Source organism: Candidatus Omnitrophota bacterium (assembly GCA_026387175.1).
GTDB lineage: Bacteria > Omnitrophota > Gorgyraeia > 2-01-FULL-45-10 > 2-01-FULL-45-10 > CAIMPC01.
This window is the reverse complement of the sequence record JAPLME010000010.1, coordinates 20,991-41,272: the sequence shown is the minus strand read 5'-3', so window position 1 is coordinate 41,272 and position 20,282 is coordinate 20,991. Positions and strand designations below refer to the sequence as shown.

Below are 20,282 nucleotides of genomic sequence, written 5' to 3'. Positions count from 1 at the left end.
ACTCGTCTGTGTGGCTCTGTCGTAGAAGTCGTAAGGGGCGTTTGTGATCTTCTGGGCTTCCGAGAACTTTTCGACTCCGTTATCATACCAACTCTTTGTTATCGTCGGCGGGTATTAAGCTTATCGCACCTGTGCCGGTATCGGCTATTGTAGCCGCGCTATAACGCGTGATCTTAGTCTTCCCCACGTATCCTTGCGGAGTTATACTTTTGACGTCGTTCTCTACTACCTTGGCATCGGTTATGCTGGTCTTCGCGGCATCGGAATAGGTGGCTATGGTCTGTTTTTGCGCGGTTCCCGATGAGGTGAAGCCTTCCGAGCGTATTTCCTGAACATCCAAGAGCACTCCGCCTGACTCTGTATAGGTATAGACCATCTGGTTATCAACATTGTGGCTTGCGTCAAAATGTCTGTTCGTTATCTCCTGATAGGTGACTATTGTTAACTCACCGGCGTTGGCAGGATCAGGCTGCTTAATAGTGATATGCTGTAAGCCAGCGTCACCGCGGTTGTCGATATTTATATTCTCTACGGTGGTCTCTTTTTGGAGCTGAAGTATACCGGTAGAAGGATCTTTAACAAATGTTTCGCTCGTTTGCTTCACGGCATTGCCGCGGTTATCGAAGAGATTTGTCTTGGTTATGGTCTCTTCGATAAGGCTCTCGGGTGTTGCTTCAAGCGAAGTGTATCTATCCACTGTACTCATGTAGGCGTTACCGTGCCTTCTGGCTATATCGGTGGCGGCTTGATCTATTACTCCGTTCGCGTCACGTACTGTGTAATCATTAGTTATTATCTTATGGTCAATCAGCTTAGTAGGGTCAGGAGTGGCGGATGAATAGGAATCTATCACCTGGCTAGTTGAATTGCCGAAAGTGTCATATGTTCCATAGGTGATGACCTGAAGCTGAGAGAGGTCCGCCATCACCCCATCCGCATAATCCTTATAATTAAGGATATAGGTCTTCGAAGCTCTATCGTAGAAGTCATAGGGCTCGTTGGTGATCTTTTGGGCTTCGGAAAACTTTAAGACACCGCTATCATACCAACTCTTTATTATCTCTTGGGCCGTGGCATTACCGCGAATATCAAAGCTGGATGTGTTGAGTCGGCGGGTATTAAGCTTATCGCACCTGTGCCGGTATCGGCTATTGTAGCCGCGCTATAACGCGTGATCTTAGTCTTCCCCACGTATCCTTGCGGAGTTATACTTTTGACGTCGTTCTCTACTACCTTGGCATCGGTTATACTAATATTTCCATCGGCGTCAGAGGCATAGGTTACTATGGTCTGTTTTAGTGTGGTACCGGATGAATGGAAGCCTTCAGAGCGTATCTCCTGGACATCTAATAAGGTTCCGCCCGCCTCGATAGGCTCGGTATAGGTATATATCATCTGATTGTCAACGCTGTGGCTTGCGTCGAAGTGGCGGTTCGTTATGACCTGATAAGTGACTATGGTGAGTTCATTCGCGTTGGACGGATCGGGCTGCTTGGTGGTGATATGCTGAATACCGGCGTCGCCACGGTTATCGATGTTTATATTCTCTACGGTGGTCTCTTTTTGGAGCTGAAGGATACCGGTAGCGGGATCTTTAATGTATGTGCTGCTCGTCTGCCTCACAGCATTGCCGCGTTTATCGAAGAGATCTGTCGTGGTGAATGTCCTCTCGATAAGGTTAGTTTCGGTCTCTTCGAGTTTTATATAACGGAAGGTCTCTGTGCTAGTCGGGTTTCCTTTCAGCCACGCGATCTTAGCATTCACATAAGTCGGATCATCCTTATCAGGCAGATCGTAATTATTGACTATGCGCTTATGGTTTATAAGCTCGTCCGCAACAGGCGTCAACGTCGTATAAGTATCAATCGTCTGCTCAAGGGCATTCCCGTACTTGTCATAAGAGAGATACTTGACATCCTGGAGGTAGCTAAAATCGTTGAAACCTTTGTCCGTATAAAATAGGGTCTGGCTGCGCGCCACTCGGTCATGAAAATCATACGAGAAATTGGAGATCTTCTCTGCTTCGGAGAACTTCAGAATACCGTTATCGTAATATTCTTTCGTGATGGACTGTTCCAGCGCATTGCCCCGCGCGTCAAATGAAGTAGTCTCAACTGTCTGAACATCGATAGGATCGGTGTAGATTATATCGCCGGTGCCATTGTCAGCGATCGTAGCGTTTGCGTAACTCGTAATAATGCTCGTCCCCACGTTTCCTTCAAGAGACGATACATTGCTATTTACGGTTACCTTGATATCAACAAGCGATGTCTTGTCTTTATCGGTATACATAGCTACTACCTGCCTCATCGCAACGCCTGAGGAATAGAACCCGATCGACCGCACCTCCTGTACATCGCGAACATCTGTAGCCGCTTCATCACTATAAGTGGCTATCATCTGATTAATCACATTGTGCTGGGAGTCGAATTTCCTATTGGTCAGTTCCTGATAGTTAAGAAATTCCAGGGAGCTCTCAAGGCCTGTCGCGTCAGTCTGATAGACAGTGATATGCTGTGAATGCGCATCCCCCCGATCGTCAATATCGAGATTCTCTATATAACGCTTTGTGACAAGCTTCTCGACCGGTCCGAAAGCGTCCTGAGTAACCAGATAAGTTGTGTTTTCCTGCTTTACAGCAAAACCCCGGCTGTCAAATTGCGTTGTAACAATCAAATCTTCACTGATAAGATTTGTAATATCGTGTGACTTGTGCTGCGCATCGGTGACGATCGCGCTGTATTTACTAATAGCAGTCTTCGATGCGTTTCCGCGCTTCGCGGCAAGCAGGTTATCATAGGTATTCTCGGTTATGCTGTAATAGACTAGCGCCCCGCTCGCCTTCCGAACTTCCTCTATCCGAACTAGCACGTTATTGTAATAGTCAAACTGGCGGTTCTCAACTTTCTTAGTATAATCGTGTATGTGTTCTCCGTGTTCGATTGTATAACTCTCTATCGTCTGACGGATAACGTTACCCTTGGGATTAAAGAGTTCGTTGGTGACCTCCTGATAGAGAATCTCGGTACGCTCACCTGTTGTCTCATCGATAGCGTACGTAGTTCTCGCTTCAAAACCTGCGCGGAGCTTAGCTTTATATCCGGAATAATTGACATCCTCTTCCCGGTCAAGCCGTTCGACACCCTGAAAGAGAGAATAGGTCTTTATATTTTCATGCCGGATATTGCCATTCGCATCTTCGGCGGCTATATCGTAACGGGTATAATTCAGGTCTTTCTCTGTCTCGATCCGTTCTACTACCATACCCTTATCGTCGTAGGTCTTCTCCGCTATGTGAGAAACATAGGATATGCCCCGTGTGTTCTCATTGTAAGTGTAGAGCGTTTCCTTAAGGATCTTGCCGTCGGGATAATAGCTCAGGGCTCTCGAGATCTGCTCCCGGCCGGCTTTCCCTGAGTATATGCTCTCATCTTGAAGCGATGTCGTGCTGTCAAGCGAGAGGCCGGCTATCGCGTAAGTCTTTGTGGACCGCAGGGTGCGACCGTCATAATCATGATCTATGCGCAGCTGCGGAGCATTATTGGCGTCATAGAGAGTGTAGCTATAGCTCATGCGCTCATGATTAGCCTCGCCGGTATAAAATACCGTCTCATTGAGCTTCCCGGTTCCACGCGAGGTGCTATCCCCTGTATCCGAAATATCATATGCTTCGGTCTTTGTAAGCTTTTTGCCGTCATAAGTATAGTCGGTCCTTGTCCAGGGCCTGTATCCCAGGCCGCTCTGAGTATCGTCAAAATAGTCCGACAGTATATACGCGATCTTCTCTTTATCCTTTTCCCCCTGATACACAGAGACGCTGACAAGTTTCGACGGATCCTCAAGATTCATCTCCTTAAGCGACGATTCAGTCTTATCTCTGAGGTCCCCGATAGAGAAACCGTCTATTTCATAGGTCCTGACCTCGTCGAGCGCTTCTCCTGGATTTTTATTGCGGTCATAGATGACGATCTGATGCGGCGTATTCTTACCATCCTCGTCAATAAGAAAGGTATCTATCGAATATGAGATATTTTCTTTCTTGTCAGTGCCTGTATAAACAGTTAGGCGGGTCAGCTTATCTTCCGTGAGGTTATTTTTCCAATCCGAGGTAGAATAGTCGTTCTGGGAAGCGGTGATATTGTAGGTCCTCGTCTCATCCAGGCTGGGCCCGGCCACATGATTGTAATCGTAGATCGTAACTTCATTCGCGACATTCTTCTCGTCATAAGCGGATAAAATATAATCAATACGCTCTTCACTCTTATTGCCCGCATAAACGGTGCGCGATATTATCATGCTGTCGATAAGGCTCGTCATCGCCCCTACTTTCGTGTAGGAGCCCATGAAAGAATCGCCGCTATCCGTCTTTATCTCTTTTGCGGCTGAGGTAAACGGATTGGTGTCAAGCTTGCTTAAATCATATGAAACGATCTCGAGAAGCTTACCGTGCCTGGCATCATCCCCGGCGTATTTATAGACGTTGATCTGGCCCGGCCTTCCCGCGCTATTATAGTCCTCGAGGGTATAGTAAATACCGCCGGCATTCTTTCCCTCAGGGTTGGATCTCTTCTTCTTCAGCTCCAGATCGTCTTCTCCCGGCTTATTAATTTTATTTTTGAGGTCCTGGTCGATATTTGATAAAAGATCTTCTGTATCCTGTTTCTGGCGGATTATACCTTCGTGCTTCTCTTCCTGGTCCTGGATATAGGCAGGAGCAAATTTGTTGGACTCTTCTTTTTCCTGGTTTGTAGGAAGCAGGCCCGGAACAATGGATTTGCTTTTATTGTTGGAGAGCAGATCATAATTCGTAACATCGACAAGATTCTTAACGGGAACAACTGGAGACTTAGGAGCTATATTATAATAAAAGAGATCGCCGGCCCAGGCTATGTCGTACCAAACGAACGACACCACTAAGAGAACGGCGATCGCTTTCATCCAGAGTTTTTTATTGCCGTAGTATTCTATCATCTTAGTTTAACCTTATTAAATACTTTTTTAATACTGAAACTATGTGACGAAAAAAAAATTTCCCGATGACACTATAACTATATCATATATATATAATGGTGTCAATAGAAAATATACAACTTTTTTATATCTTAACATACGCCCTCTACCGATATCGTATTCTTATAGGAATACCTTTAAAATCATACACTTTTCTGATAAAGTTCTCGATAAATCTTTGCATGGTATCATTTAAAGATACGGCGGTATTTATACCTAAAATAAATCCCGGGGGTCTAATACCCTCTTGGACCAGGCATTTAAACTTTATTCTTTTGCCGCTTATCTGGGGCGTGTTGTTCAATAATTTTAGTGTTTCCGCCAACTTATCGGGCGGAATGGTCATTCTAGATTTCTCATAAACCGACAATATCATATCAAGGCTGGGATTAACGTTCCTCCCCGTCTTCGCGGATATAAATATAACCGGAATATTCCTGATGGCACTCATTCCCTCTATAAGCCTGTCGTTATATTTCGACATCTCGGTATCTTTTACAAGGTCCCACTTATTTACAGCTATAACAAGGCCCTTGCCCTCTGTAAGACATAAATCTATTATACGCGCGTCATCCTTCATGAGCCCTTCATAACCGTCAATCAACATTACCGCTACATCCGAGCGTTTTATAGCCTCTTCCGAGCGGACTCCTCCGTAGAAATCTGCCGCTCTGTTTATCTTCGGATTATGCCTTATGCCTGCCGTATCTATCAGAATATAGTCCCTGTCTTTATACTTAAAGTTGGTATCTATGGCATCTCTCGTAGTGCCAGCGACTGAATGGACGATAACTCTCTCTTCGCTAAGTAGAGCGTTTAAATAGGAGGATTTCCCTACATTCGGCCGGCCGACGATAGCGACCTTTATGCCCTGAAGATCGTCCGGCGCTACGGATTTCTCCATATTTTTTACAAGATCATCACATAACCTATCGATGCCTTTGTCGTGCATAGCCGAAATAGCGTAAGGCTCGCCAAGCCCCAGTTCAAAAAAATCGAGCGCGTTACCGGCGTCGCATTCCCTATCGATCTTGTTCACTGCAAGATATATCTTCTTCGACGTCTTCCTGAGCATAGATGAAAGTTCCCTGTCCAGGGGCGTTATGCCGGCGATGCCATCGGTGATGAAGAGTATAATATCCGCTTCTTCTATACCCTTACGAAGCTGTTTCAATACAAGCTCGGGCATATCGCCCTGGGCGGTATCCTCGAATCCGGCCATATCGATAAGCGTAAAGGCCTTTCCTTTCCACTTGATATCAGCATAGATCCTGTCGCGCGTGGTGCCGGAGGAAGATTCTACTATGGCTTTTCTGGCGCCAACGATCCTGTTAAAAAAAGAGGATTTCCCGACATTTGGCCTTCCGACTATGGCCAGTTTCGGTAAATTGGTGTTTTTCATATCGAATCATTCTATCACAGTTCGCATTGCGGGGCCATCCTATTTGGGGACACCCTTCTAGATTCAGGATTACAGGGTGTCCCTTTACAGGATGGCCCCGTTAGTCGTTTAGTGACGTTAGTCGTTAGTGGTGCCGGTCATAACATGCTTTTAGCATATTCCTAACATACATATCTTCAGGATTTGCCCGTAGGGCCTCCTTCCACAGCGCCGCAGCCTTCTCCTCCTTACCCTGTCTAAAATAAAGATTTGCCAGATTTATGCGGGAGCCGTTGTAATACGGCGTATTTTCTATCTCCATAATATATTCCGCTTCCGCCTTTTCCAGCAGTCCCTTACGTTCATAAATCAAGCCCAAACTATTATGTGCGTATCTCTGGTACGGATTTAATGCCAGAGCCTTTTTAAATCTCGTCTCGGCTTCATCATACCTCAGCTGCATGTCATAAACCCAGCCCAGGCTGGCTTGGGCCAATGCCGAATGAGGTGATCTCTTCACCGCGTACTCCCAGAACTCAAGCGCATTTTGAAAACGGCTCGAGTAATTTATGCTTATGCAAAATAATGATCCCGTAATGACCATCACCGCTAATAGAGCCCTTATATTCTTAAAGGTAATGCTCTTTACCGCGTCGATCTCCCCCAGAATGATGAATATGCCAAGTATGGGTAGATATATCCTGGATTCAAGGAATATCGTAGAAGCGCCTGGGACGGGACGGATAAAGGTCGGGGTCAAAAATGATAAAAACCATACTAGCCCTATCAGTATGAAACCATATCGTTTCTTTTTTGAAAAATATAAGCCTAAGGTAATTATTAAAACAGCCGCGATTCCATAGATCACGGCCGAATCTTCAATCGTCGGAATTATTGATAGGTCAAAAGGCATGATCACTTTGCCGATATACACAAAAAAGGCTGGAGCCCCGAGCGCCAGGTCCCGCAAGAGCGTAACAAACGATAATTTTACCGGATTGTACGACAGCGCGTAACCACGGAGTATTAGCCAAAAAGCCAGTGAGAAGAGCCATCCGATAAACAGCTTTTTTTGTTTTCGAGAAAGCAATACTCCCTTGAAAACAAATGAATAATAAAATAGAGCTACTACGAGAAGAGCCGGCGCGGTCTCCTTGGTAAATAGCGCCAGTACAAAAAACAAGATGTGCCCTGTATAGTAGGCCCACTTCCCCCGCTCCAGAAATTCCAGAAGATATATGAAGCTCGCAAGCACGAAGATCCCCAGCAGGGAATCATTCCTCCCGGGTATCCATGCCACGGTTTCGGTAAGAACCGGATGGACCGTGAAGATAAGCGCGAAGGAAAATGCCAGGGATCTGCTGTATTTCAATTTTAAGAACAGTAGAAATACCAGGCATGATCCTATCAGATGAAGGATAATGTTGGTGAAGTGATACCCAAGGCCAAAAAATTTATCGAGTTGCGTATCAATTATAAAGGAGACTGTCAGTAGGGGCCTGTAGGCCGCGTCGTACTCATGCAGCACATGAAATACATCCTGCTTAAATGCTTCGGCTATATTAGAAAGCTTACTGATAAATTCATGATTTTCCAGAATGAGAATGTTGTCGTCCAGATAGCTGAAGCCAAAAAAAGCGGCGGACGAATATAGCAAAAGGCCTATGAGTATGATTAAAAGGTAAGGGCGCGCACCGCCCAAAAACAACTCTCCTAAAGGCTCCCTGCCAGATGAGGTCAATATTAATCCCTCGTAGGTTACGAGATCTTTCTTTTAAATATTACGATGTATTTATCGGACTTAAGCTTGTATTCTTTGGCCTTATCGCCCCAACAATATATGCTCTCATTACGTGAAATTATGTCAGCAACTCCGACGACGTCATAATATTTTCTCGGATAAGCATTGACCCAATCGAATAAGGGCTTGGCCAGGTTCGGGCTCACATATCCATTGAACCAGGATGTATCTATATTAACACAAATTACGTATTCGGATTTGGACGACTCTGCCTCCTCTATGAATTTTTTCTGCATATTTAAGGCATACGGCGTACTCTCTAAGAGAGGATACATATAAATATATTTTACAGGAGCAGGCCTATGCAGATAAAAGTAGATTTGGGGTTCCGAGCCCAATACGAGAACACGGGCTTCTTTGCCGGAGTTGGCTTCTATATACCGGGAGATCTCGACCGATTCCGCAAAGGGTGATCTGTTGTAGATATCGCGGCATGCTTCTACAGGATTCAGTTGAAAAAGAAAGCGCTTCTGCTGAAATATCGAAAGGCTAAAGAAGAGAATAAGCATAGCCGCCAGTATTATATTCCGCGTAGGCAGGAAGATGCCCTTGGTTGATAAGAATTGGCCCGTATATCGTGCGGCAATGCCTGCGAATATCGCTACAACGGGAAAGATGAGGATAAAATAATGGTGGCGGAAGTATAGACCGGGAGTTACGGCAAGAAATGAAAATATGGAGAATCCAGTGATAAAAACTATTTTATCTCGGTCCAGCCTGCTCCATACCCCAGCAATTAATCCTACCCCTGAGATAATCCATACGATAGGCGAAGATCCTACGATCTTATCCGCCACATATAAAAACGACTTTATTCCGTCGGACAATGTCATGAATGAGCAGTACTTGGCCGCGTATTCGAAGACCCAGAACCGGAAGGCATTGAAAGCGCCTGTGGCATAAATATAAAAGCATACAAATATGAATGGTAATGCGGCGCCTGTAAAAAAGAGGCCTATTCTTTTTAAAGCGGCAAGCATCCGTATCGGCCGAACCATTATATGGGTCCAGAATATGTAAAAAACACCGAATAGTATAAAAAATACTGCGTGCTGTTTCGCGATGAAGGCCAACCCGAAAATCAGTCCGCTCAATAAGAAACCACCGCCACGGTCGATGGCGTAAAGCAGTATAAGAGATCCGGCAAGGACTAATAGTATGATCAGGTGCTCTATGTTAAAAGCCAGGGCATACTTTCCAAGCGTCAGCAAAGCAAATGCAGTGCCTGCTATAACTCCGGCATATGCGCCAAGCAAACGCTTTGTCAGAAGGAAAACGAGGATTATCGTAACTGCGGTTATCAGGACGAGCCCCATATGGATACCGTAGGGGCTCTGCCCGAATAGCGACATAAAGGCGGCGTAAACAAAATATATAGCCGGCAGCTTCATGGTGTAAGCATTTAGATATAAAGGCTCGCCATGCATAAGAAGCTGCGCTATATATGCGTATTCCCCTTCATCGCGCTCAAGAGGCATTTCAAACAAATGAAGCTTAATAATGCTTACAATGATTACTACGGCAAGAATAGCACCCCATGAAAGAAACTGCTTAAATCGTTCTCGCGTAGATCGTTTCGTCACTATAGGCCCTTCAGAGATATTTCTCCAAGTCAAAACGCCTGCCCTTAAGAGGCGAGTATCCTATTTTAATATAAACTTGACTCTTCTTTTGAAACTATCTTTCCGTCTTTCAGATAAATTATACGGTCAGCCTGAGAGCCGAGCTTAGGATTGTGGGTAGCTAAAATTATCGTCAGCCCCTCTTCCTTGTTTATCTTTTTAAAAATATCGAAGATCTCCTGGGAGCTTCTGGTATCGAGGTTCCCTGTCGGTTCATCCGCAATAAGGAATTTCGGAGAGACGGCCAGCGCCCTTGCGATCGCCGTCCTTTGCCTCTCCCCTCCGGACATCTCCTTAGGCAGATGATCAACGCGGTGAGCGAGCCCGACCTTCTCGAATAATTGCAGCAGTTTCTTCCGGTCCTGAGGACGCCTCGCGAAATAAAGGGAAAGCTCTACATTCTCGATAGCCGTAAGACTCGGTATGAGCAGGAATTCCTGGAATATAAACCCTATATGGCCACGCCTCAGGCCGACCAAGCTATTCTCTTTTACCTTCGACACGTCTTTGCCAAAGACTTCGAGCCTGCCAGAAGAGACATTATCCAGGCAGCCTATAAGGTCAAGCAGGGTCGTCTTGCCTGAGCCCGACGGGCCCATCAGGGCTATAAAGTCTCCGTCATTTATCTCCAGATTGATACTGTTGACCGCGTAGACCTCTTCGGTGCCGCGTATATAAACTTTGGTTAAACCGGAAGCCTTGATCATGGTCTTCTTCATACGTCACTCTCCCTTCCGGATGGCTTCTATGGGTTTCATCGAAGCGGCCCTGAAGGCAGGATAGAGACCGGCGATAAATCCCATTATAATGGCCCCAAAAAATGAAAGCAGTAATATGTGCGGAGTGATAATGACGAGATGGCCCTTAGGGGCGTACGGCAATACCTGTTTCAGTATATATTCAATGGTCTTGCCGCCCAAAAGGGCGACAACATTTCCTAACAGGCCGCCGAAGAAACAGATTAGCGTCGTCTCCACCCATATAATCTTGAAGATGTCCATCCGGGAAGCCCCTATAGCCTTCATCACGCCTATCTCGCTGGTGCGCTCGAAGACGGACATCAATATAGTATTCACCACTCCTATAACGGCGATTATAACGGCTATCATGGCGACCGAATTTGTCATCGCCTTAGCCGACGAGACAAGATTCAGGATCGTCCCTTTGACCTGGGCTAGACTGATGATCTGTATCCCCGGCACGTTATACAGGTCTTCCTCGAATTTGGACAGCTCTCTCATGTCCTTCAATTTTATACCTATGCCGGTAAGCTTTCCGGGAAGCTCAAAGATCCTCTGTGTGGTTTTTAGCGGCAGGAATATTATGCCATCGTCCTGCGTTCCGTTCCTCTCAAAAATTCCGACTACGGTAAGCACTTCGTTCCTTCCGGGTATAAAGATCTTGTCTCCCGGAGCGCGCTGTTCATATTCGGCAACCTCATATCCCATGATGACCTCATCCGCGTCTTCGCTTGAAAACCATTTCCCAAGCCTAAACTTGGTCCACGGCTTGAGATCGAGATATGATTTTCCAATACCCATATACAATGATACCCCGCCTCTGCCTTGCTGCCTTGCGGCGTCATAAGCCGTCGCGACGAGCTGGGGCGTTATCTTGTCGATCCGCGGATCATCGACGATCTTCTGGTATACGGCATCGTCCATATACCGCAGGCCCCCGCCGCCCTGCAGCATTAACGTCGCCGCCTCATAGGGGCAGCCCTTTGCCGTCACCAGCAGCTGATACCCCATCTTATCGATATCCGTATTGAGCGACCTCTGATACCCGGTATCGAATCCCCATAAACTCACAAGGACCGCTATGGCTATCGCCACACCGCCGATCGTCAATATCGTGCGGACCATTTTTCTAGTCAGATTCTTTAAAGCTACCGAGAAGAGATTCACCGTATCTCCACCGCCTTTCCGGTCAGCGTCAACTTTCCTTTTTCCACAGAGACTGTTCCCTCAACCATAGCGCTGTGACCGACTTTTTGCGGAATAGCGAATCCGTATGGTTGTATATCGGTATATATGACGGCGGCGCCGTCCTTAATATTAAACCAGCATCCCGTATCACATTCTAGAGCTATTTTTCCTTTTACTGTTACCGTCTTGCCCACATATTGTTCCGGGTGCGAAACGATATCTTTTATAGGGATGCTATTCCGGTTAGAGATACGCTCCCCATATGTTTCGATATGCCCGCACCCCGAAAACATAACGGCGCAGGCAAGCATTATAAGCACTATGAAGAGATCTCGCATTTTCATATCGATTTACCTCCCTTCAAAATGAACGTATCGAGCAGAATAAGGTTCTTCTTCGTGCCCCTGATGGTCGCTTTAAAATCGCCATGATTTTTTTCGGACGGATCTTTTATGTCCGCCACTTTTCCGGCCGGATTATCGGAATGGTAAAAATCGGCCAGCGTAAGACCGATGAACTTATCTGTGAAAGATTTATACCTGAACTTCGACGCTTCGGGAGAAGATATCTTCTGGTAATAAAAAGCGATGATCTTGCCTTCGGGATCGGTAGCGAGGATTATCTGTATCGCTCCGTAGATGCCTTTCTGGTTTACCCCATGCACGTATCCTATAACGTCTTTTCCTTTAAGGATGGTGTAGTATGAATACGGGACGTCCAGGCTTTCATACAGCGGATCGAAAACATCTTTCAGCTTCTCCTCCACCTCTTTCTTAAGCTTTTCTCCCCCGGCTTCCTGTATAGTGAAATACGAGGTCTTATAACCGGTCGATTGCGGAAATATCTTCTGGATGTCCCTGTCCGGATCGTTCAGCTCACAGCCGACAGCCGCGAAGGCCGCGCCGCAACCGAAAGATAGTATCGAAACAGCAACAAAGATCGCCAGTATTACAGTTTGCGTTTTATTTTCCATAATAATAGAATTGCACCAGAAATTCGGTGTCCCTTTCTTGGTGATACTGGTTAAGGTCATGCATGAACGCGGCGCGAAGCGTGATCGCTTGGCTTAATTTATATGATAGACCAACGCTTAATGTTGAATTATCCGTCCGGCTCGAGCCCAGATCATTGACAAATGATTGGAACTGCGTTTCAAATTCCCAGTTCTGCGCCCTGGGCGGCGTATAATCGGTTTCGACCAGATATCCGATCACATTACTATTATCGTTTACTCCGAAAGCGGTCTCCCCCTTCAAAACGAACGAGTTCCAATTATACAGGCAATCGAAACCTATCCGCTCTTTCAAGATCACTTTATCGGACAGAAGATGGTTCTTGGGAAACGTCGACATGCCTTCCGTGTCCAGCACATTTCCGCATAGAGCCGAGATGCCGTATTGAAATTCCCTGCCTGCCGGCGTTCCAACTCGGGCCGAAACGAGATAGCTTGAGTCTATTCTCCGTATGCTCATCCCCGAGCCAAGCTGTAAGGCTACCCAATAATCAAATCCGGACAGCGACCCTCGTAACTCTACGCCCCAGTCCTTCGTATAACCTATATCCTCCATCACTAAAGTCTGGAGAATGGTGCTGTGCGCGTCGATCACCTGTTCGAGTCCGAACGCCGGCTCGAAATGGCCGCCCTTTATTTTAAGGCCGTTATTTACCCTGTATTCCGCCCAGGCATTATGGATCTCGCACGACACGGCGTCACTGAATCTCTGGTTGGCGTCATAAGCGCCGCGGACCTGCAGGTCTGTCGTCAGGTAATCCCCGTAGTCGCTGGAAAATTTCGCGTAATGTTCAAATCCGGCCGAATTCGATAACTCCTGCGTTTTACCCACCCAGCCGTTTTTTCGCGAATATCCGCCTATAAGGTTTAATTCTTTATAGAACAGGAAATCGCTGGCAAATGCCATATCGCATAAAAATAGAGAAAAGAAAAGTATAATAAAACATATTATTTTTACAACGCCTTTCATCCCGGTCCTTTCAGAATAACTCTTACATTTAATAATATATCATATTTTAGAATTAATTAATTGGGGTATTCTGTTTCCTTATGACTTTTTTCCAATTCTCTACCTGCCCAAAAGGCTGTACATTAAGATGGAAAATACAATTAAAGTGATGATGACATAAAGGGTGTCCCGTTTACGCGCAAATATATAGATCGATAACGCGACCCGCGTTATGGGCGTTGCTATTAATAAGAGCAGGCCTAACTGGATCAGCCCTCGCCCATGAAACGAAAACGCATTTCCTATTATTCCCCGGATACTGCATAAATAAGAAGGCTCATGCTGAAAAACCCGGTAGTCGGCTGTCGTGAATCCGTGGCATACCAAATAAATCATACCCCCGAGAAATACCGTTGCCGCCGCGAGAATAACGCCGGTCCTCAAGAGATTGCCGATGAAGATCTCCATTTCGTGATTTGGCAGTCCTTGTCCGGTTTTGCTCATTTTAGAAGCCCGCCTTTCAATCCGGAATAGATCATCTCTATGGCTAATATGAAGATGACTACACCGAAGATCGCCCGTAGCTTTTTAGTCTCCGCGCCGAAGAGATGGCGCGCGCCCAGAGATGAGCCGAGAAGAACACCCAGCATGACCGGCATAGTCAGGCCCGGGTCTATATAACCTTTGTTAAGATATATGCCCGCGCTCGCCGCGGCGGTAACGCCTATCATAAAATTGCTTGTGGCGGTGGAGACTTTGAACGGAAGGCGCATCGCCTGATCCATGGCCAGCACCTTGACCGTGCCCGAGCCTATGCCAAGCAACCCCGACGCAATGCCCGCTATGAACATGAAACTAAAACCTGATGGGACCGAGCATACGTTGTACGCTTCAAGCCCCTCGGGGGTAGGATAGGTGCCGTTCATCTTTAAAATAGTCGCTAAGGGATCCGGCCTATCGAGGCACAGATTTTCATTCCTGGGCCGGCTCGATACGTATGCGGAATGCAAGAGCACAAGGCCGAAAATAACGGCGATTATCGGGGTGGGCAGCCTCAAAGCAAGGAACGCTCCGACCAGGGCTCCGACAGTGGTGGCGATCTCGAGAAACATACCTATGCGTATATTGCTGAAACCTTCCTTAACATATGCCGCGGCGGCGCCGGATGAAGTCGCGATCACTGAAACAAGCGACGCACCGATAGCATATCTGATATCCACCCCAAAAACTATCGTAAGCAGAGGCACGATAACTATACCGCCGCCCAGGCCGGTGAGCGATCCTAAGAATCCGGCTGCGATAGAGCCCAGCCAAATAAGTATAGTAAATACCAGAATGCTCATATATTATCAGCTAACTGAACACGTCCCTCCGCCGACTTTTGCTTTATACAATTTTTTATTATAAGGCAGTTTCATAAGCAACATACCCATCATGCAATTGTCGGTCAGCCCAGCGTAAATAAGCCCGCAGGCTACGAATAGCGAAATAGCCAGGAACCATGGGTTGACCAGAACGGAAAGCAGTATTCCCGTTAAAACCAGGCTTCCGGCGCCGATCCTTACCTGGCGCTCCAAAGATATGCCGCCCGCTCCTTTAATAACCGCAAGCTTATCTTTCTGCCATTTGGTGATACCGCCATCCATTACCCTTACCGAAGATAAGCCGGATTGTATCAGCATATCCGCTGCCATAGGCGATCTGTTTCCAGTGCGGCAAAGGACTATATAGGATTGCCCGGGCCGGCCAATTTCATTTAATTTTGCGCTTATCATATCGATGGGGATATTGACCGAATCTTTTATATGCATTTCATTAAATTCCAAGGCTGACCGGACATCCAGTAATTTTACCGTAGGGTCTTTAGAGATCAGATCATACGCCGCTTTTGGAGAGATCATCTCTAACGCGACTGCCTGGGCCTTCTGATTTACCCGTATGATATTATCTATATTAAAGGGCCTTGGCATCACCTTTGACCTCATATTGTTAATAAAAACATCCTTATCGGATTCCTTTAAGAACGGGTTCGTTTCTTTTTCTTTAGCGATGACCGAAGACCTTACTTCATGATAATCGTGCCCGGGAAACACTATGGTTTCGGCCGGAAAGGCTTTCAGCATCTGCAGTGTATCGAACATGGACTCGGGAGAACCGTTCTGGAAGTCCGTCCTGCCGACACTGCCGATAAGAAGCACGTCCCCGGTAAACAGCCTGCCTTCGGCGTAAATATTTATAGTATCATCGGTATGGCCGGGCGCATACAGGACCTTTAGCCGTACATTGCCTAAATCTATTTCGTCATTATGCCTGACCCTGCGGTCAGCGACGCTGGAAACAGCCTTTTCATGCATTATGACCGTGGCTTTAAGCTCTTTTTTTAATATGGCCGCCAGGGAAAAATGATCCGCATGTGTATGCGTATCAATGATATATTTTAACTGCAGGGTGTTTTTATTTAAATACTCGCGATATTCATCTCCCAGACTTATATGCGCGTCTATGATCAACGCCTCGCCCTGAGAACTCAATATATAAGAGTAACAGCTGCCGGCGATGAACTGTTTCACATTAAATATTTTTTTCACAGCTTTCACCCCCGCTTTATTATGCTCAACCCTGTCAAGAAAACCCGCCACCGTTTCGACACAACCGATGCACGGAAGCCTCTTGAGCTGCCTGATCTCTTTGCATTTGGCGGAACCCGCTTTAGACACGAACATGTCTCGGCATTCTTCCAATTTATCCCGATGGCTTTCGTTTAAAATAAATTTTGCGGCACATAAAGCCCCGCATTCGCCTTCCGGAGCCCTGCCGCTGCCGAAAGATTCAAATAAATGAACGGCGTTCTCATCTAAACCGAACTTTTCCCTGAACGCCGCTATGACCGCCTGGGCGCAGTTCAGTTTCTTAGGGCCGTTTCTATCAGTATAATATGCTTTCGCTCTCGCAATGCTCATAATTCACCTCTATCTCCTATTTGCCTAATATTTTTACCAGTTCGGATATCTTGCTATCAAGAACACGATAACACGTCTTAACGCCTTTTTTTCTCATCTCAACTATTCCTCTGGCCTTAAGAAGCGCCAGATGCTGCGAAGCTGTGGATTGGGGGATCTTTAAAGCTTTTACGATTTTATTTACATTACACTCATTATGCATCAAACCTTCGACCATCCTGAGGCGTATCGGATGGGCCAGCGCTTTTAAGATCGCGCTCTCTTTCCTGTAATCTGAGATCATAGCATATCTCCTTATATCGTATTATCTGAATAATACGATATTTAAACGAATTTGTCAAGACATTTTTAATATTATTGTGCCCTGCTCCGTCAGGATGATATAAGAATAGCTAAAAAGCCTATGACCGGCGATACCGATCACAGGCTTTTTAGCTTCTCCCATTATATAGGGAGAAGAATATTACTGGAGTGGCTAACTATACTTGAATCTACTGATCGCTTATTTTAGATATCAAAATAGAGATAGAATTCGTACGGATGCGGCCTCATCCTTACAGGGTCTATCTCTCTCTTCCTCTTAAATTCAAGCCATACGTCGATGACATCCTTGGTGAAGACGCCGCCTTTTAATAGATATTCGTGGTCGGCTTCAAGAGCATCGACAGCGCGTCTTAGAGATGAAGGCACTGTCGGTATCTTCGAGAGCTCTTCTTCGCTCAAGTCGAAGAGATCGGTATCCGTCGGATGTCCGGGATCGATCTTGTTTTGTATGCCGTCTAGTCCAGCCATTAGCATGGCGCTAAACGCCAGATAGCCGTTACAGGCCGGGTCAGGTGGACGAAACTCTATCCTCTTCGATTTAGGACTGTCGGAATACATAGGTATTCTTACGGCCGCCGAGCGGTTTCTTGCTGAATAGACAAGGTTTACAGGAGCTTCGTAACCCGGTACCAGCCTCTTGTAAGAATTGGTGGTTGGCGCACAGAAGGCCATCAAGCTATTGGCGTGCTTAAGTAAGCCTCCTATGTAATATTTCGCCATCTGGCTGAGCAGCGCATAACCGTTCTTATCATAAAAGAGGTTTGTGCCGTTCTTCCAGAGGCTCTGATGGCAATGCATGCCGGATCCATTATCCGCGAATAGAGGCTTTGGCATAAAGGTCGCGACCATATTATTCTTCTTCGCCATATTTTTAATTATATACTTATAGAGAAGGAGGTTGTCGCCCATCTTCAGAAGTGTATCAAACTTCATGTCAATTTCACATTGGCCGGCGGTTGCGACTTCATGATGGTGGACTTCGACGTTAATGCCTGATTCTATCATCTTCAGGATGATCCTGCTTCTCAGGTCCTGAATGGAATCGTGCGGCGGAACCGGGAAATACCCTTCCTTGAAGCGTATCTTATATCCAAGGTTAGGATTCTCTACCCTGCCCGTATTCCAATCGGCCTCTTGAGAATCGATAAAGTAGTAGCCGGAATTCTCAGTCTGGTCGAACCGGACATCGTTGAAGATGAAGAACTCAGCCTCAGGGCCGAAGTAAATCGTATCGGCTATCCCTGTCGACTTCAGATATTTCTCCGCCTTTTTGGCTATATATCTCGGATCGCGCGAATAGGCCTTCCTGGTAAGCGGATCATAGATATCGCATATGATGCTTAATGTTGGGACTTCGCATACCGGATCGACCACGGCAGTATCCGGATCCGGTATTAATATCATATCCGATTCCTGTATCTTCTGAAAGCCTCTTATCGAAGAGCCATCGAAGCCGATACCATCAACCCAGATGGATCTCGTAATATCATCCATATCCAGCATTTCCCTTGCAGGTATAGAAAAGTGCTGCCACAGGCCCGGTAGGTCATTGAACTTCAGATCTATTATCTGAATGTTTTTTTCTTTGATCAATTTGAGAACATCCCTTGCGGCCTTCTCATCGAATGAGCCATTCACAAGCGGATTTTTGGTCTTGATCTCAACCGTCGCTTTTTTCTTTGCCATTTGCTGCCTCCTTTTGTTAACCGATCGCGACATCGGCTTTCTCGCCGGTTCGTATCCTTATACATTCATGAAGATCGAGAACGAAAATTTTACCATCGCCGATATTGCCGGTCTTGGCACCCTTCATTATGGCGTCTATGGTAGGTTTGACGAAGGCTTCATTAACGGCGATCTCCAACCGGATCTTTTTGAGTAGCCCGCCAGTCTCTTTTCTGCCGCGATAAACTTGCGTTATCCCTTTTTGTCTGCCGCAGCCAAGCACGTTGCTCACAGTCTTCAAATAGATCTCTGCTTTATCCAATTCTTTCAGGACATCCTCCAGTTTATGCGGTTGTATAATTGCCGTAATAAGCTTCATTGTATCTCCTCCTTAATCTAGTAATGTATATGCGCTCTCTTCGTGCTGAGTGATATCGAGCCCAATTACCTCTTCTTCATCCGGAACCCTTAGGCCAACAATAGCATCAACGACTTTTAACAATATAAAAGTAACTACTATTGAGTACACCGCTGTAGCTGCAACTCCTATAAACTGAATCCCAAGCTGCCCGGGATTTCCAAAGAATAATCCGTTATTTCCGGCAGGATTGATAAGTTTCTGAGCAAAGAAGCCGGTTAAAAGAGCCCCGAGCGTCCCGCCTACGCCGTGGACACCGAACGCGTCCAAACTATCGTCGTATGCGAGTTTCAATTTAATTACCGCTACGGCGGTATAACAAACAAAGCCTACCGCTATTCCTATGAGTATCGCGGATAGCGGAGAAACAAATCCTGAGGCTGGAGTTATTGCAACTAATCCCGCGACCGCGCCGGTCGCTCCGCCTAGAATCGTCGGTTTGCCGGTCACCTTCCACTCTATAAACATCCATGTCAGCGCGGCTGCGGCTGCAGCGGTATTAGTAGCGATGAATGCCCAGACAGCCAATTCAGTGGAACCAAGGGCAGATCCCGCGTTAAACCCAAACCATCCGAACCAGAGCAAAGACGCTCCAAGAATTGTCAGAGGAAGGTTATGCGGCGGCATTGGTTCCTTACCGTAGCCTCGTCTTTTGCCGAGATAGAGCGCGCAGACCAGTGCGGCTATACCTGATGATACGTGGACTACTGTGCCGCCGGCGAAATCAAGCGCACCCATATTTCTTAACCATCCGCCTGCACCCCATACCCAATGACAGATAGGATCGTAAACCAAAGTTGCCCATAACAGAGTAAAGATAGCGTAGGCTGAAAACTTCATTCTTTCCGCGAACGCGCCCGTTATTAGTCCTGGAGTAATTACCGCGAACATCATCTGGTACACCATAAAAAGTAAATGCGGTATAGTTGACGAGTAATCGGGATTGGGTATCATGGTAACACCTTTAAGTCCGCACCATGCCAGGCTTCCTATCAAATGTCCCTTATCGGGCCCGAAAGATAGGCTATACCCCCATAGTATCCATTGAATGCTTATTAAGCATAGTACAAAGAACGACTGCATCATTGTAGCCAAAACATTTTTTCTTCTTACCAGGCCGCCGTAAAAAAAGGCCAGGCCGGGCGCCGTCATCAGCATCACAAGTGCTGTTGACATCAAGATCCACGCTGTATCTCCTGAATTAATCATCTT

Annotated in this window: 17 protein-coding genes; all 17 read right to left on the bottom strand. The window is 46.3% G+C overall.

Annotated features, from left to right (window positions below):
* Positions 1 to 82: 82 nt before the first annotated feature.
* The 17 genes from NTY76_05705 to NTY76_05625 all read right to left on the bottom strand — a co-directional run bounded on the left by NTY76_05705 (position 83) and on the right by NTY76_05625 (position 20,279).
* Positions 83 to 925: a hypothetical protein gene (locus tag NTY76_05705; GenBank protein ID MCX5678588.1), complete on the bottom strand. Its 843-nt coding sequence runs from the start codon at positions 923 to 925 to the stop codon at positions 83 to 85.
* 131 nt (positions 926 to 1,056) lie between these two features.
* A complete protein-coding gene (locus NTY76_05700) occupies positions 1,057 to 4,971 on the bottom strand; it encodes a hypothetical protein (protein MCX5678587.1) in 3,915 nt (1,304 codons plus the stop codon).
* A 145-nt stretch (positions 4,972 to 5,116) separates the two neighbouring features.
* Positions 5,117 to 6,412 carry a ribosome biogenesis GTPase Der gene (der, locus tag NTY76_05695; GenBank protein ID MCX5678586.1) on the bottom strand — a complete coding sequence of 432 codons (1,296 nt, stop codon included), beginning with the start codon at positions 6,410 to 6,412 and terminating at the stop codon, positions 5,117 to 5,119.
* Positions 6,413 to 6,536: 124 nt separating this feature from the next.
* The gene (locus NTY76_05690; GenBank protein MCX5678585.1) at positions 6,537 to 8,093 is read right to left on the bottom strand and encodes a tetratricopeptide repeat protein; all 1,557 of its coding nucleotides are present in this window, start codon (positions 8,091 to 8,093) and stop codon (positions 6,537 to 6,539) included.
* Between the two features lie 56 nt (positions 8,094 to 8,149).
* On the bottom strand, positions 8,150 to 9,775 hold the full coding sequence (locus tag NTY76_05685; GenBank protein MCX5678584.1) for a glycosyltransferase family 39 protein: 1,626 nt from the start codon (positions 9,773 to 9,775) through the stop codon (positions 8,150 to 8,152).
* Between the two features lie 65 nt (positions 9,776 to 9,840).
* Positions 9,841 to 10,533 (bottom strand): ABC transporter ATP-binding protein, encoded by a 693-nt coding sequence (locus NTY76_05680; GenBank protein ID MCX5678583.1) that lies wholly within the window; start codon positions 10,531 to 10,533, stop codon positions 9,841 to 9,843.
* A gap of 3 nt (positions 10,534 to 10,536) precedes the next feature.
* Complete coding sequence (locus tag NTY76_05675) at positions 10,537 to 11,721, bottom strand: ABC transporter permease (GenBank protein MCX5678582.1); 1,185 nt, start codon at positions 11,719 to 11,721, stop codon at positions 10,537 to 10,539.
* Complete coding sequence (locus NTY76_05670; GenBank protein ID MCX5678581.1) at positions 11,718 to 12,086, bottom strand: hypothetical protein; 369 nt, start codon at positions 12,084 to 12,086, stop codon at positions 11,718 to 11,720. The genes NTY76_05675 and NTY76_05670 overlap by 4 nt, the downstream gene beginning before the upstream one ends.
* Positions 12,083 to 12,715 carry a hypothetical protein gene (locus tag NTY76_05665; GenBank protein MCX5678580.1) on the bottom strand — a complete coding sequence of 211 codons (633 nt, stop codon included), beginning with the start codon at positions 12,713 to 12,715 and terminating at the stop codon, positions 12,083 to 12,085. The genes NTY76_05670 and NTY76_05665 overlap by 4 nt, the downstream gene beginning before the upstream one ends.
* Positions 12,705 to 13,661 (bottom strand): hypothetical protein, encoded by a 957-nt coding sequence (locus NTY76_05660; GenBank protein ID MCX5678579.1) that lies wholly within the window; start codon positions 13,659 to 13,661, stop codon positions 12,705 to 12,707. The genes NTY76_05665 and NTY76_05660 overlap by 11 nt, the downstream gene beginning before the upstream one ends.
* Positions 13,662 to 13,823: 162 nt before the next feature.
* Positions 13,824 to 14,207 (bottom strand): DUF1634 domain-containing protein, encoded by a 384-nt coding sequence (locus tag NTY76_05655; GenBank protein MCX5678578.1) that lies wholly within the window; start codon positions 14,205 to 14,207, stop codon positions 13,824 to 13,826.
* Positions 14,204 to 15,046: a sulfite exporter TauE/SafE family protein gene (locus NTY76_05650; GenBank protein MCX5678577.1), complete on the bottom strand. Its 843-nt coding sequence runs from the start codon at positions 15,044 to 15,046 to the stop codon at positions 14,204 to 14,206. The genes NTY76_05655 and NTY76_05650 overlap by 4 nt, the downstream gene beginning before the upstream one ends.
* Positions 15,047 to 15,052: 6 nt before the next feature.
* The gene (locus NTY76_05645; protein MCX5678576.1) at positions 15,053 to 16,663 is read right to left on the bottom strand and encodes an MBL fold metallo-hydrolase; all 1,611 of its coding nucleotides are present in this window, start codon (positions 16,661 to 16,663) and stop codon (positions 15,053 to 15,055) included.
* Between the two features lie 16 nt (positions 16,664 to 16,679).
* Positions 16,680 to 16,946 carry a metalloregulator ArsR/SmtB family transcription factor gene (locus NTY76_05640; GenBank protein ID MCX5678575.1) on the bottom strand — a complete coding sequence of 89 codons (267 nt, stop codon included), beginning with the start codon at positions 16,944 to 16,946 and terminating at the stop codon, positions 16,680 to 16,682.
* Positions 16,947 to 17,170: 224 nt separating this feature from the next.
* Positions 17,171 to 18,673: a type I glutamate--ammonia ligase gene (glnA, locus tag NTY76_05635; GenBank protein ID MCX5678574.1), complete on the bottom strand. Its 1,503-nt coding sequence runs from the start codon at positions 18,671 to 18,673 to the stop codon at positions 17,171 to 17,173.
* Positions 18,674 to 18,689: 16 nt separating this feature from the next.
* Positions 18,690 to 19,031, bottom strand: coding sequence for a P-II family nitrogen regulator (locus tag NTY76_05630; protein ID MCX5678573.1), 342 nt, complete (start codon positions 19,029 to 19,031; stop codon positions 18,690 to 18,692).
* Between the two features lie 12 nt (positions 19,032 to 19,043).
* Complete coding sequence (locus NTY76_05625; protein ID MCX5678572.1) at positions 19,044 to 20,279, bottom strand: ammonium transporter; 1,236 nt, start codon at positions 20,277 to 20,279, stop codon at positions 19,044 to 19,046.
* Positions 20,280 to 20,282 lie beyond the last annotated feature (3 nt).

Excerpts from the sequence above, each read along its gene's own strand:
- NTY76_05705 (MCX5678588.1), bottom strand. The coding sequence starts at position 925 with ATGGCGGACCTCTCTCAGCTTCAGGTCATCACCTATGGAACATATGAC.
- NTY76_05700 (MCX5678587.1), bottom strand. The coding sequence starts at position 4,971 with ATGATAGAATACTACGGCAATAAAAAACTCTGGATGAAAGCGATCGCC.
- der (MCX5678586.1), bottom strand. The coding sequence starts at position 6,412 with ATGAAAAACACCAATTTACCGAAACTGGCCATAGTCGGAAGGCCAAAT.
- NTY76_05680 (MCX5678583.1), bottom strand. The coding sequence starts at position 10,533 with ATGAAGAAGACCATGATCAAGGCTTCCGGTTTAACCAAAGTTTATATA.
- NTY76_05670 (MCX5678581.1), bottom strand. The coding sequence starts at position 12,086 with ATGAAAATGCGAGATCTCTTCATAGTGCTTATAATGCTTGCCTGCGCC.
- NTY76_05665 (MCX5678580.1), bottom strand. The coding sequence starts at position 12,715 with ATGGAAAATAAAACGCAAACTGTAATACTGGCGATCTTTGTTGCTGTT.
- NTY76_05660 (MCX5678579.1), bottom strand. The coding sequence starts at position 13,661 with ATGGCATTTGCCAGCGATTTCCTGTTCTATAAAGAATTAAACCTTATA.
- NTY76_05655 (MCX5678578.1), bottom strand. The coding sequence starts at position 14,207 with ATGAGCAAAACCGGACAAGGACTGCCAAATCACGAAATGGAGATCTTC.
- NTY76_05650 (MCX5678577.1), bottom strand. The coding sequence starts at position 15,046 with ATGAGCATTCTGGTATTTACTATACTTATTTGGCTGGGCTCTATCGCA.
- NTY76_05645 (MCX5678576.1), bottom strand. The coding sequence starts at position 16,663 with ATGAGCATTGCGAGAGCGAAAGCATATTATACTGATAGAAACGGCCCT.
- NTY76_05640 (MCX5678575.1), bottom strand. The coding sequence starts at position 16,946 with ATGATCTCAGATTACAGGAAAGAGAGCGCGATCTTAAAAGCGCTGGCC.
- glnA (MCX5678574.1), bottom strand. The coding sequence starts at position 18,673 with ATGGCAAAGAAAAAAGCGACGGTTGAGATCAAGACCAAAAATCCGCTT.
- NTY76_05630 (MCX5678573.1), bottom strand. The coding sequence starts at position 19,031 with ATGAAGCTTATTACGGCAATTATACAACCGCATAAACTGGAGGATGTC.
- NTY76_05625 (MCX5678572.1), bottom strand. The coding sequence starts at position 20,279 with ATGATTAATTCAGGAGATACAGCGTGGATCTTGATGTCAACAGCACTT.